The organism is Aliikangiella coralliicola (assembly GCF_007004725.1).
GTDB lineage: Bacteria > Pseudomonadota > Gammaproteobacteria > Enterobacterales > Kangiellaceae > Aliikangiella > Aliikangiella coralliicola.
Window position 1 is genome coordinate 396,999 of the sequence record NZ_ML660160.1, and the last position, 14,065, is coordinate 411,063.

At 40.9% G+C, this 14,065-nt stretch carries 9 protein-coding genes; 4 read left to right on the top strand and 5 right to left on the bottom strand.

From position 1 onward, the window contains the following. Nucleotides 1–60: 60 nt before the first annotated feature. Entirely contained in the window at nt 61–2,943 is a 2,883-nt protein-coding gene (locus FLL46_RS01475; RefSeq protein WP_210418563.1) for a TonB-dependent receptor, read from the top strand. Nucleotides 2,944–3,199: 256 nt separating this feature from the next. Here FLL46_RS01475 and FLL46_RS01480 read toward each other — a convergent pair whose 3' ends face one another. The 3 genes from FLL46_RS01480 to FLL46_RS01490 all read right to left on the bottom strand — a co-directional run bounded on the left by FLL46_RS01480 (nt 3,200) and on the right by FLL46_RS01490 (nt 6,699). After that, nucleotides 3,200–4,570, bottom strand: a complete 1,371-nt coding sequence (locus tag FLL46_RS01480; RefSeq protein ID WP_142891646.1) for an FG-GAP-like repeat-containing protein — start codon at nt 4,568–4,570, stop codon at nt 3,200–3,202. Nucleotides 4,571–4,679: 109 nt separating this feature from the next. After that, a complete protein-coding gene (locus FLL46_RS01485; protein ID WP_142891647.1) occupies nt 4,680–5,609 on the bottom strand; it encodes a helix-turn-helix domain-containing protein in 930 nt (309 codons plus the stop codon). Between the two features lie 322 nt (nt 5,610–5,931). After that, nucleotides 5,932–6,699 carry an alpha/beta hydrolase gene (locus FLL46_RS01490; protein WP_142891648.1) on the bottom strand — a complete coding sequence of 256 codons (768 nt, stop codon included), beginning with the start codon at nt 6,697–6,699 and terminating at the stop codon, nt 5,932–5,934. A gap of 742 nt (nt 6,700–7,441) precedes the next feature. Here FLL46_RS01490 and FLL46_RS01495 point away from each other — a divergent pair. Further along, nucleotides 7,442–9,643, top strand: a complete 2,202-nt coding sequence (locus FLL46_RS01495; RefSeq protein ID WP_142891649.1) for a M4 family metallopeptidase — start codon at nt 7,442–7,444, stop codon at nt 9,641–9,643. Between the two features lie 66 nt (nt 9,644–9,709). Here FLL46_RS01495 and FLL46_RS01500 read toward each other — a convergent pair whose 3' ends face one another. Next, nucleotides 9,710–10,300, bottom strand: coding sequence for a hypothetical protein (locus FLL46_RS01500; protein ID WP_142891650.1), 591 nt, complete (start codon nt 10,298–10,300; stop codon nt 9,710–9,712). 434 nt (nt 10,301–10,734) lie between these two features. On the opposite strand from FLL46_RS01500, the gene FLL46_RS01505 reads away from it, so the two are divergent. Both FLL46_RS01505 and rsgA read left to right on the top strand, forming a co-directional pair. After that, complete coding sequence (locus FLL46_RS01505) at nt 10,735–11,373, top strand: class I SAM-dependent DNA methyltransferase (RefSeq protein WP_142891651.1); 639 nt, start codon at nt 10,735–10,737, stop codon at nt 11,371–11,373. Between the two features lie 400 nt (nt 11,374–11,773). Then, nucleotides 11,774–12,814, top strand: coding sequence for a ribosome small subunit-dependent GTPase A (gene rsgA / locus FLL46_RS01510; protein ID WP_210418564.1), 1,041 nt, complete (start codon nt 11,774–11,776; stop codon nt 12,812–12,814). 492 nt (nt 12,815–13,306) lie between these two features. Here rsgA and FLL46_RS01515 read toward each other — a convergent pair whose 3' ends face one another. Continuing rightward, nucleotides 13,307–14,062, bottom strand: coding sequence for an alpha/beta hydrolase (locus FLL46_RS01515; protein WP_142891652.1), 756 nt, complete (start codon nt 14,060–14,062; stop codon nt 13,307–13,309). Between the last annotated feature and the right edge of the window lie 3 nt (nt 14,063–14,065).

A 14,065-nucleotide genomic window follows, 5' to 3' on the forward strand; every position in this document is an offset into this window, starting at 1 on the left:
AGTTTATTAAAGCGATGTTTTTCATTCTCTTTAATGCTGGTGTATTTTTTCTCGGCGCAATTGGTTTTTTCAATACAATTAACCCGCGCTAGTGAAATTGACGCTCGCTATAACTTGCAGATACCGTCTTCGGAGGCGAGTATTGCGTTGAAGAGTTTAGCCCGTCAAACAAAGCATTCATTGCTATTCCAAAATATCGAAATTGAATCTGTTACTACCAATGCCATTAGTGGAACATATACGCTAAAGCAGGCACTAGACCTTCTGCTCGAAGGCACTAATCTCTCCGGCGGCTTCACAGAAAGTAAGGTGATCACGATCTCCGCACTTTCTCAAGAAGAAACAAAAACGCCTGAGGATAATATGGATAAAGTTAAGAAAAAAACATTTTTGAATAGTCTTGCCAGCGCTTTCCTGGCGATATTTAGTTCATCCAGTGTTGTTGCGGAAGAAGCAACAGAAACTGAATCAGACACAAGTTCAGAATCTGAATCAGCTCATGTATTAGTTGTCACAGGAATTCGTGGCAGTGTTGTCAAATCGTTAAATACCAAAAGAAATGCAGAATCAATTGTCGATGCAATTACCGCTGAAGATATCGGTAAGTTTCCCGATCAAAATGTTGCGGAATCATTGCAACGTATTACAGGTGTTTCAATTACCCGCGCTTTCGGTGAAGGCGAACGAGTCAGCATTCGAGGAACAACCGATAGCCAAAATCGAACTTTGTTAAATGGTCAAGCTGTTGGTTCTGTTGACTGGTGGACCAACTCTGCTGCTAGTCGCGGGTTTAACTACACGATGTTACCGTCGGAAATTGTATCTGACCTAGAAGTTTATAAATCACCTCAAGCTGACCTTGATGAAGGTTCTATCGGCGGAACCATTATTGTCAGAACTCGGCAGCCTCTTGATTTGGATGCCCATTCATTTTTTGGTTCAGCACTGGCTCAACACAGTGAGTTATCTGGTGAAACCGATCCGCAACTGTCAGGCATGTACAGTTGGAAAAATCAGAATGAAAACTTTGGTATGTTGGTATCCCTTATCTCGCAGAAACGAAACTTACGCCGCGATGGTATCGAAGCCTGGAGCTGGGCGAATAAAACAGTGACACTCGAAGACGGGACCGTTTATGACAATGTTTATGCACCTGGCGGCGGTGGTTCGGCGATGTTTTTGCAAGACCGACAACGCACTGGCATTAACGCGACATTCCAGTTAGAACCAACAGAAAACACCAGTATGGTTTTCAATGTCATCGATAATACTTTGAAATTGGATAATGAAAACCAGAACTTTCTCTGGCTTGTTGGTTACGGTGGGTCGCAATACACCTCTGCCAACTTTTTATCGAACGACACTGTCGGCGATATTTTAATTAGCGGTACTTTTGGTCTTTCGCCGACCGGCAATAATATTTTAGATGAAACCAAAGTGCGAAATTCAAAAATGACCACTGAAGTTTACGACTTTAAATTTGAGCATTTTGGTGATGTGTGGACAACAACTTTGCAACTGGGAACTACCGAGGCAAAGGGGGGAACGCAAGCTGATCGAAGTGTTGGTTGGGAAGGCAATGCGGTGCATAGCTTTAGTGCAGCTAATGTTGAGAGTATAGAAACCAGTTATGCACTTGACCCGGCGAATGGTGCCAATTGGAATTTAGGTTTTCTTCGTTACGATAATAATGATGCAAAGGATGATGAAACTTACTTTCAGGCGGACTTTTTGAGAGAAATAGACCTTTCCATTTTTAGTCAATTAAAAATGGGAATCAAGCACCGCGATCATTCTCGTTTTAATACTAAGATGACCACAGATAACCGCACCGATCTCGGATGGAATTTGGCGGATTATTCGTTACCAATACCGTCCGATTTTTTATCAGGGCAGGGTAGTGCCGGCACTTTAAGAAATTATGCAATCACCAACTCAAATCAGATTCGTGCCGAAGGCGATGCGTTAAATTGGGATTACCGAGTGCTGAAGGCTAGTACTTTTGATATTAACGAAAAAATTCTGGCGGGTTATTTCAAAGTCAATATCGAAGCTGAAGAATTACGCGGAGACTTTGGAATTCGGGTTGTACAAACTAAACAAACATCCGGTGCTTATGAAGGCGCTTCTGGTAGTGAAGTATGGGTTGAAAAAGAGCGAACTTATACTGACGTACTCCCTAGTTTGAATCTTGCTGCAAACATTACTGACGATGTTGTCGTTCGATTTGCTGCGGCTAAAGTGATGTCGCGTCCTGATTATAACGCAATGACGGCATTTACCTCATACAACAGGGAAACTCAAACGGGTACTGGTGGGAATCCTAATATCGATGCTTTTCGCGCCAACCAATTTGATATTGGTGTTGAATGGTATTTCGAAGAGGCTGCGCTTTTATCAGCAGTATATTTTCACAAAGACATCTTATCTTTTCTTGAAAATGTCGCGGGTCTGGAAGTACATGAAGGCGTCGAAATTTTGATTAATCGACCAACCAATGGTCGGAGCGGAACCATTCAAGGTTTAGAGTTGGGTTATCAGCAAGAAATTTATGAAGGTTTAGGCGTTTTGGCGAACTACACCTATGTTGATGGAGAAGCAAAAGACGCTGATGGAAATGATACAACGATTCCTGGAAACTCAGAGCACACGTTGAATCTGAGTGCTTACTATGAGCACGAAGCGTTAAGTGGACGCATCTCCTATAACTATCGTTCAGGATACGATTCTGGTACAGGCTGGCCTGGATATGTCGATGATTATGCGCAAGTTGACGCCAGTGTTTCTTACGAACTTAATGATAATGTGGCATTGGTTTTTGAGGCAGTTAATCTGACTGACGAGTTTAATTTTACCTACCAACAAGAAGGTGTTAAGAATGCCTTAACCGGCTTGTACCGAAATGGTCGACGATTTATTGTTGGAGTTCGCGCTAATTTTTAACTTAATCAAAGGTTAATAAGTGCGGCACGAAATTTGAAATAAGCTCAAGTGATAGTGCCGCTTTTAAAAGGGTTTGCAGATTCGACTTCTGAAATTTATTCATTTCCTCTCCTCCTCCTACATTGGATAATTTTACGGGAGTCGAATTTGCATAACAAAGTGTTTCATTCGTTTCTCTAATTTTTCAGGCAATGCCAGTTAGATATTTCCCGGTCGGCATTGCCTCTTTTTATTATCAGTTTTATTGAGCCAATATTTATTCTTCAGCCCCAGAAACGATATGTATTACACCTGAGCCCGTCAGTAGATAGTCAGTTAAACCATCGCCATTCAAATCGCCCAGCGTTAGCGCATCAACGCCAAGAAATTGACCACTCACAGTGCCTGTCATAGTGCGTAGCAAAGAGTTATCAGCACCAGAATAAACATAACCTTTCCCGGCATTCGTGCCACCGGTATAGGTGTAAGCTGCAATAAACAAATCGTTGTGTCCATCGCCGTTTACATCACCGGCTCCCCGTGCTGGTCCGAATCCGTCACCAGGGTTTTCGGCAGTAAATATATGTAATCGTTTTCCATTTTTTCCTGAATATAAAAAACCGCGTCCGGTTCCTGCAACGCCGTCTTGCGAGGCATTGTAGTCTCCCACATAAATATCGGCGACATGATCGCCGTTAACGTCGCCGACGCCAAAGGCATGAAACTGTCCGAATGTGCCTGCAGTTACACCTGCGCCGTCAGTCACTAATCCGGGCTCTCCAACTGGTTTTAAGCGGTGAATAATTCGACCGTTGCGACCCGATAGTACATAGGCGCGACCTTCTTCATTTTTGCCTGCCCCTCGAGCGCCGACGACCACATCAGGGAGCCCGTCATAATTAATGTCCGCGATACGTCCTGTGGCTGTGCCTAATTCATCACCTTCACGGCGGCCATTACGTCGCCACAATAAACTACCGTCTTTACCTGAATAGGCATAAACACTGCCGCTTGTGTTGGCTCGTTTACTGGCGTACTTTGCGCCGACAATAATGTCATCAAAACCGTCATTATTAATGTCACCAATGCCGGTTACTGACGAGCCAAAAAACTCGCCCGCTTTAAACCATTGTTGCAAAATGCCATGAGTGGCGCCGGAAAATACGGTGACACTTGAAAATGAGCCAATAACATAGTCACCTACGCCGTCGCCATTGACGTCACCCGCGTCTTTTGCACTGTAACCCCACAAAGGAATGCCGGGACTGGTGACGCTGTTAAGCACGCTTCCGTCAAGTCCTGAATAGACATAAAACTTACCGGCAGGAAAGGGAACATTGGTCGCGAAAAATGGTGCGGTAACGATAAAATCATTGACTCCATCATTGTTAATGTCCCCCAGGTTTTCGGCAACCCAGCCAAACCCATCTGTCGGCTGTTCTCCGGTAAAGGTATTCAACACATTTACCCCTGGCTCCTCGAAAAATTCTGAAGACATTGTCATCGCTTTACTAGAAATGCGTGAATTGAAAAGTGTTTCCGAATTGAGATCAATTTGGTGCTTATGAGGAATGGTAACTGAATTTTCTGAGTAAGCGTTGCAAGATAGTAATAGTGTGGTCAAACACAATAGATGTTTTGTTCTCATCAATTTCTCCTGTAGCAGAGTGGTAGTGATAGTTTAGAAAGACTCTCAAAAATATCAGGAGAAAGTTTATGAAAATAAAAATTGGCTACGCTATGAAAATCTTGCTTATTTAGGCGTCAATCGGCAGTTTTATTTTGTTTTGAGATAATGAATGATGTCGAAATTGAGAAGGAGATAAGCCATAAGTTTTACGAAACGAAAGGGAAAAATGACTGTGATCGGAATAGCCTAATTGAATACCCAGGCTGGCGAGATCGTGTTCTGATTCGGTTAGACCGTGCAACGCTTCTCTTAAACGTAGCTGATTGATGGTCTGATGTATGCTTGAGCCTGTCATCCGGTGATAAATTCTGCACAAATGATAAGTGCTGCAATTGAGCGACTTGGCCAGGTTTGCTAACGATATATTTTGTTTGTAGGTTGCCGTTAGAATTTCTTGAGTGTGTTGAACTAATTTCTGGTGCCGTTGATGAGTCGTTGAGCGTTTTGGTGATGCTTTTATTCCTCGGCTAGAAAAAGCTGATTGAATAATAGTGTTAAAAATATTAAGTGCTGTTTCCTCTACCAATAAACTATCCAGCTTTTGTTTATTTTGTAAACCCATTATCAAATATTTAAATTGGGCGTAAGCAGTCGGAGAGCTAGCGCAATGTGTTATCGGAAATAGGCAAGGGGAGCTATCCAAGCCTTTTTTATATCCATTTCTGGGAAACGCGTTAATCGAGTCGTAGTTGAACTGCTCAATTGATTGTGCTATCGCTGGGCTTACGGTTAACCAATCGCATCGATCGCCATAATCAGATAACGCGTATCGTTCATACTCTTGTCCGTCGTTGTAAAGTGTCACTAATGTTGAATCTGCGATAAAGGCTTCTTTCATATGGCTATGACGGATCTTGATGGCTGTTCGGGGAAAAGCGATAAGGTAATTTTTTATCGGGCCGGTATTTCTAAAATCCGGTTGTCCTATCGGACAATCAAACAAACCGATACCTATTGAAGAGCTGGAAAAAAGTATTTGATTCAGTTTGTGTGACATTGTTGATAAATGCTGTTGAATCCGTAAATGTAGTGTTTCGAGAATTAGGTTTTAGATCGCTCAAAGGCTATGATTTCACGTCCTGTAAGTAAGATTGTTTCACGGTCGTATTAAGATGACAATTATTTTAAAAGAAAATATTGAAATTCAACATTCTTGGCCAGCGCACAAAGCACATTCTGTTAAGCTTAGTTTATTTATTCCATTTTTTAAGATTATTTTGCGACACATTTCACTTGTTTCTAGCACAAGTTGCTACTCACGATTTTTAGCAAGCTTTGAGTACGTTTTTTTCTACAGTCGGGCCTATATCGAATCGGGGCTAAGGGCTCGGTGGAAAGAACCATTGCAGGCTATCGTCAAGTAGCGGCCTCCAATTCTTCCACTCGTGGCCGAATTTACTTTCCTTAAAGTCCAGCTGGTATCCTTTACTGATTAACAAATCGCGGAACTTTCTTCCTTCAACAGAGTTGTCTCTTTTTTTGCCAAAACTTAAGAATATCTTTATCGGTAGTTTTTCAGCCTTTTGATAGCGTGCACGCATATCTTTCAGGTACTTGCTGTTTGCGGGAGAGTGCATTGATATACCTGCGAAAACTTCGTGAGCCATGAGTCCGAAACAAGCTGCGTTTAAACCCCCAAATGAAACGCCTTGGATGACACGACTTTCCCTCGTGTTAGCGGTTGGATAGGACGCGTCAATTGTTGGCAATAGTTCTTTTTTGTAAAAATCAACGTATTTCTCATTACAGAAAAATTGTTCGTTACGCCGATTTTGTTCTAGATTGTCCGGGTTGCGATTATCAACAAAAACAGCGATTACCGGTGCGATAGTGCCATTAGTGATCTCCCTGTCGAGAACCGATAACATTTTCCCTGGGTCCAGATACCATTGGCCGTCGGTCACGTAAATCGTTGGTAATTTATCTGACTGTTTCATCCCTGCGGGCGTGTATACGCGATACTGAAGCGGATAATTGAGTATTTTACTTTCTATCCTGATGTTTTCTGATAAGTTACCTTTCGCCTTTGCTATGTCGAGGCAGGATACCTCCGCGACAAAAATAATAAATAGCAGTAGTTTATGCATTAGCGACTCTCCCAGTATTGATTGACTCGTTAAACCAAATGGACTCTTTACTTCTTTACGTTTAAATGACAATAAATGCAAGTGTAAGAGCTATAAGCCGAATAAAGAAATAAATTCGTTCAGGCGTTACTTTTTGTCGGTGAATTAACTCTGGTTTATTCTCCATCGATTAAGCTAACAGGTTTTCTTTAGGGTATGGGAAAAAAGAATAGGCTGAAGGGGAATGTTGTTGCTAAATTGCAACAGACTGTGGTTTACTACATTTCGTCTGACGCGCTTGACAGAGAAGTGTTCAGCTCGAGGTTTATATAATGGGCCTTTTTTTAAGTTTATAAAAAAATGCCGCTTGGGAAATCTCTCGGGTTTATTAAAAGAAAATAAAAACCTAATCTTCTTCACAAAAAATAAATTGTGCTTTGCAATTATATCTTTTTTTGTGGTCAACTTTTCTTGTTGATGAAAATTTTTAAATTCTTTAAAAATTTTTTGATTTCTCCCTCATTTTTGAAAATAAAGATTGTGACTTTGTTAGCAGTTTCTCTTAGGTTTTACCAAGTATTATTTCGTCCGCAGCAATCACCTCTAAGAATATTTAAATTAAGTTTTGAGATGTTATTTTTTCGAGATTATTGAAGCAAAACTGAATCGTATTTTGCATTCAGAAATCTTTAGCGCTAAATAAATAAAAATATTAACAGGCTTTTAATATAAAAGCCGCCATTCAAATACCAAGGAATAAATCATGAATAAAACTAAGTTTGCACTTAGCGCCATCACTATTGGCCTGCTAGGTTCGACACTGGTTAACGCTGCCGAAAGACAATATCTTCAAGAAATTAATAAGCAGCTGACCACTTTATCTTCAAACACACTCATGACTAGCGCAAGCAGTACAGCGCAAGTATTGAGTTTGAGTGCGAATGAGTCGCTCAAACCGGTTAAAACATATACCGAGGCAAATGGTGACATCACTATACGCTATCAACAAATGTATATGGGGCTACCTGTGCTTGGCGACCACGTCATTATTTCTCGACGAGCCGATGATACATTTAAGCACGCACACGGCGCGGTGGTTAATGGAATATCAAATGATATCGCGAGTGTTACGCCGAAGTTTTCTGCAAAAAAAGCGATGAAAATTGCGAAACAAGCGAGTTTGCCTGCTAACGGATTAATTTCTTCACAAACGATTACTTATGTTAATGAGAGTTCACAACTAGCGATTATTCTTGTTGAAGGAGATGCTCGATTAGTTTACCAGGTAAGCTATGTTCAACACGCGGACAAACCATCTCGACCCACAACTGTTATCGATGCACTCACCGGCGAAATCATTTCGAGTTATGATAATTTACAAACGGCAGAAGTTGGAACTGGCCCCGGTGGAAATCAGAAAACAGGTCGATACGAGTACGGCACCGATTTTGGAAAAATGGACGTGACTCAATCCGGCAACTCTTGCACTATGGAAAATACTAATGTTAAAACGATTAATTTGAATCATTCGACAGGTGGTGGTTCAGTTCATAGTTTTACTTGCCCTGAAAATACTCACAAAGAAATTAATGGTGCTTATTCGCCTTTAAATGATGCACATTTCTTTGGCGGTGTTGTTTATAACATGTATAACGATTACATTAACACCGCACCTCTGACATTTCAGTTAAAAATGAGAGTGCATTACGGTAATAACTATGAGAATGCTTTTTGGGATGGTTCAGCGATGACGTTCGGCGATGGTCGGTCACGATTCTATCCTTTAGTGAGTCTGGATGTTTCTGCCCATGAAGTAAGCCATGGATTTACTGAACAAAATTCTAACCTTGTTTATTCAGGAAAGTCTGGCGGCTTGAACGAAGCATTTTCCGATATGTCCGGTGAGGCAGCGGAGTTCTACAATAATGGCAGCAATGATTGGCTAGTTGGTGGCCAAATTTTCAAGGGCACTGGTGCACTACGTTATATGAACGATCCAACTAAGGATGGGCGGTCTATCGATAAACAATCTGATTACCAGTCGGGTATGGATGTACACCACAGTTCTGGTGTTTACAACAAAGCATTTTATAATTTAGCAACAACTACCGGTTGGGATACCAAAAAAGCGTTTCAGGTTTATGCCAAAGCAAACCAGAAATACTGGACCGCGAGCACTAACTGGGATCAAGCGGGTAATGGTGTCTTAGACGCTGCTTGTGAATTGGGTTTCAATGTCGATCAAGTTAAAGCATCATTGACTGCTGTTGGAATTAATTCTAACGCCAGTAATGACAACTGTGGAACGCCTCCACCACCTCCCGGTGATAATATTCTGAAAAATGGCGAGCCGGTAACAGGGCTTTCTGCTAACCAGGGAAATGATGTTGTTTACACCATGGAAGTTCCGGCGGGTGCTACCGATATTAAATTTGATATCAGCGGCGGCAGCGGTGATGCAGATCTCTATGTAAAATTTGGCTCGGCACCAACCGATTCGAGTTATGATTGCCGACCTTACAGAAATGGAAATACTGAATCTTGTAGCGGTAGTCAGGCGGGCGGTACTTATTATGTTCGCGTTAAAGCTTATCGTAGTTTTTCTGGTGTGACTTTAGTCGGTAATTATAACGATGGTGGTAATCCTCCAGGAAACGAACCGATCGATCGAACTGAAACGATATCGGTTGCTCGTGGTGAGTGGTCTCGTTTCACTCAGGTATTGCCGGAAGGCTATGGTGACTTAACCGTGACGATTTCAGGTGGCACCGGCGACGCAGATTTATATGTTCGTAAGGGAGCTGAGTCTACCACTTCGTCGTATGATTGTCGGCCATGGAGAAACGGAAACAATGAAACTTGTGAGTTTACTAATCCTGGCGCGGATACCTGGCATATTGATGTGCGTGGATACAGTTCAGCATCAGGTGTAACTTTAAATATTAAAGCAACACCTAGCCAATAATTTAAAGTCAATTAGAGGGGCGTTTTCGAGCGCCCCTTGTGATTAGTATCAGCGACTTTTTGCCAGTTAGCTTTTTCTTTTTGGGTTATTTTTATTTAACTCCATCATGATATTTTCAACCCGAACAACTGTCGCATTTGGTGCAACAAGAATCAGAGAGTTGGACGGCTCGTAAAAAGCCATATGGCCATTGACATCAATTAAAGTGCGTAATGCAGGAATGAGCTGTTTGACATCTAAATTACCACAGTCAACTATTTTAGTTACCCATTGAGAATCATTTTCGATTTTCTGACCGGTCGCTGAAGGTAATACTTGCGCAAACCGTTTGGCTTTTCTCGCAGGAATAATGTTGACATAATTATCTAAATCTACAGCAGTCATTTGATTGCGACCTAGTAGGTGTAACAATTCATTGTAAGTTATGTCGTCAGTGTCTATGCCATAAGCGACGACATTAACACCCACTTCTGAATCGATAAGAAACTTCTTTTTACTCTGCTTTGAAACTGCGTCGAGTAATTTTGTGAGCTTGATAGTTTTGTCTTGTCTTGCGATGATATAGTTATTCTCACTAGTATTTTGTGAACCTGCAATGACTGTCGATGTTGATGTGGCTAATATCAATGTAAGTGTTATTTGATAAATTAATTTCATTTTTTGTTTCCATGTTAGTTTATCGCGTGCTTATGCGATAAGGTGTTTTAGTACCAGTTTTTTGCAAATTATTAATCAACTGGTGGTTAACCATTGATTAGTACTGTTCAAAGCTGATTGCAAAAGCTAATAACGGAATTTATTTTTAAAAGGGGTAATATTACTAGTATGAAAATAGTTAAAAAATGAGACACATATTGATTTCATACTAGCGAGGCTGATAGGTTTGCTGTTTTCAGCAGGGGGCTGTCTTATACCAGGCTGGTGCTTCTTAGAGTGAATTGGCCTTTAACAAAAATGTGAGTCTTCACGTTTTAAATAGATGAATTTATTTAATATTTATTTAATTGGTAGGGCAACAGAAATATTTACTAAAAGTAGGCCGTTGTTGATGGAGTGTCTACTTTTGATAAAATAACCAAGCTGAGGATATTATGGATCATTCACCGAAATTTTGGGATAGAGTTGCCGCAAAGTATGCGAAACGGCCAATTGCTGATGAGGCGTCTTATCAGAAAAAGCTAGAAACTACGCGTCAACATCTTCAACCCGATATGGAGTTATTGGAGCTGGGGTGTGGTACAGGATCGACCGCCATCATTCATTCACCGTATGTAAAGCATATCCACGCAATTGATATTTCCTCAAAAATGCTAGCGATAGCCGAGGAAAAGGTCACGACAAAAAGTATCGATAATATTACCTTCGAACACTCAACGATTGATGAGTATATTGGCAATAATCAATCCGGTATCGCGAAAAAATGGGATGCGGTGTTAGCACTTAGTGTATTGCACTTGGTGAGCAATAAAGAGGAGGTAATCGCCAGTGTTTACAAAATGTTAAAACCAGGAGGGTTATTTGTAACTAGCACTGCCTGTCTCGGAGATACTATGAAATTCTTTAAGGTGATAGCACCAATTGGCAAGTTTTTTGGGTTTATGCCGCTAGTTAAGATTTTTACCGCGAAAGAATTAGAAGACTGTTTTATGGCTGCCGGTTTTGAGATTGAGCATCGTTGGAGACCTGGCGAAGGTAAAGCCTTGTTTCTTATTGCGAAAAAAGCCGGATAGTTTATTTGGAAAAAACTTACTATTGATGGCATGTTAGGCTGAGCGTGCTTGAGGATTGTTGCAGCTTCGCTTTTATTCTACTAAAATAGATGCGTTTTTTATCGAAGTCTTATTTTAAAAAGTCGATCTTAGATGTCTGTTTTTCAATTTCGAACCACTAACTATTGTTAGATGACAGACAAAAGAAAGGAATTTTCATGATAGTAATCAATTCTAGCCGGGCGTAACGAGAGCTTAAAACTTAAGTCTTGTCCTGCACTGCCCGGCGTCTTTGCCGGGGTAAAAATTCCAGTTGGCGAAACTGATGCGACTGCATTTCAGGTTCGGCGGAATTCTCCCCCTTTTTTGAATTTTTTCAGATGCGCTGTTGCCAAACTAAGCCGCGCATCAGGGGTTTCTAATGGTAAATTTTATTTCTTTGTCGCAACTTGGTTGGCGTCAATTTTTTCAGCAACAACTATCGCTCGATGAACTGGAGCAAACTATCATTGGTAGAGTGACCGATCATCATCGAAATGGTTTTCTGGTAATAACCCAGCAAGGCAAGATCAAACTGCCGATTTCGAACAGAATGCCGCAACTAACCGTTGGTGACTGGATATTGATGAGTCAGGAAAATCGATTTGAACGGTTACTTGAGCGCTATTCAGTTTTTAGGCGTAAGGCTGCTGGTACTCAGCAAGCGGAACAACTCATTGCCTCCAATGTTGATACAGTTTTCATTGTTAGTTCGCTGAATGAGGATTTCAACTTAAGTCGTATTGAACGATATTTAATGCTGGTTAAAGAGTCGGGCGCGGAGGCGGTTATTGTATTAACCAAAGCTGATAGTTGTGAGTTACCGGCAGAATATGTTGATCAGGTTAGAAAGCTTGATCCCATGTTGATTGTAGAGGCTGTCAATAGTCTGGATTGGACTAGCGTTGAAGCGCTTCTTTCTTGGTGTAAACCAGGAAAAACTATTGCGATGCTAGGTTCTTCAGGTGTGGGTAAATCGACTTTAATCAATACACTGTTAAGTGAATCTGCTCAACAAACTGGGGGTATCAGGGAAGACGATGGCAAGGGCCGCCACACAACGACAGCGCGTTCGTTACATATAATGCCGACGGGGTGTTTGTTAATGGACACCCCGGGAATGCGCGAGTTACAGCTGGTTGATTGTGAGCAAGGTCTTAGTCATACATTTTCTGATATCACTGCACTTGTTAATCGTTGTCGATTTTCCGATTGCCAACATGAAAGTGAGCCAGGCTGCGCAATTCAGCTCGCGCTAGCAACTGGCGAGCTAGATTTGAGGCGATTGAACAATTATTTCAAACTTAAGCGAGAGCAAGCGCGTAATCGTGAGACTTTAGCTGAAAGGAAAGCCAAAGATAAGGACCTGAGTAAGTTGTATCGTTCAGTTCAAGCTGAGGCTTATAAAAGGAAAAAGGGTTAAAGCGCTCGCTAATTTTGTCTGGCTCAAATGTGAAATGTTGGGCCAGGTAAAGGTAACCAAAAAGTATCAAAGGTGAGGCATTGAAAGAAACCACGGCTTATCTGTAATGACATATGCAGAAATTAGTGGTGAAGTAATTACCCTGAAAACTAATGTTACTAATTCTAAGGAAAATAATGGAAGAGTTAGCCGAAATTATATTTAAACCGATAATTCGTATGATCGTAGGTTTTTTTAAAGTTTTTATTCGTTCTCGCTTGGGAATTATTTTTTGAAATCATTGGATGGACTATTGGGTGGTTCTTTTACAGAACAATTACCTTTGGTCGTTTTCCGAAAGAAAAATTGAGTGAGTTGGAAAAGGCTCCGTTGTCAACAGCGCTTTTTGTTGAGTTTTCGGGTATCGCTATTCTGGTCATTTTAATAAGTGCATTCAGCCAGTTTATTTAGAATAAACGACTTTTAAACATTGAACCTCTATAAGAGGTTTTCTTAAATGCTGTTCTGAAGAGAATTACAGTTCGAATGTTTCAAATAAAGGGATACAATGCTGCTGATTTTTTGCTTTAACCACGCAGGACCATAATCTGACATGTCATTATGCCTGGATTTCGGAATTGCCACGACGCAGCTGCTAAATTTCACTTGTTCGTTCTCAGACGGAAGCACACCTTTGTCAGCTGAAAAGTCACTCGCTCGAATTGACAAAACGCCAATGTGTTTTCTTTTTGGGAGGGGAACTCTACGGTGATCAAGAGTAATGATTTTTTTAACATAGCTTTTATTTTCATTGCCTAACCATGCTGAAATATCACCACCATTAGAATGACCTATCAGAGTAATTTGACTAAAGTCATAACTTGGCATTTGAGTTCGTAAATTCTTTTGAACAAATTCTAAAGTAGCAGAACCTCTTATCCAATTCTCGCTTCGAGTTTCGAACAAGTTGCCTTCTACAGAAAGCGGAGGATCTGTTGTTATCTCATGGGATATTGATACGGTTAAATAACCCATATGAGTCAACAGCTCCGTTAGAAAAGTATATTTGGTATGAGAAACACCATAACCCGCACTCAATAAAACCACAGGACAAGGACGATTTTTTGTGCACGAAGTTTTATCATCAGGATAATAAATTTCAATCGGTATATTTCTCCCCCTATGTTCATCGCTCAGTATTATCGATTCTGCGTTGGTGGAACTGGAGAAAAATATGGTTATGGTTAAAACCAGCGTCAAAAATTTCAATTT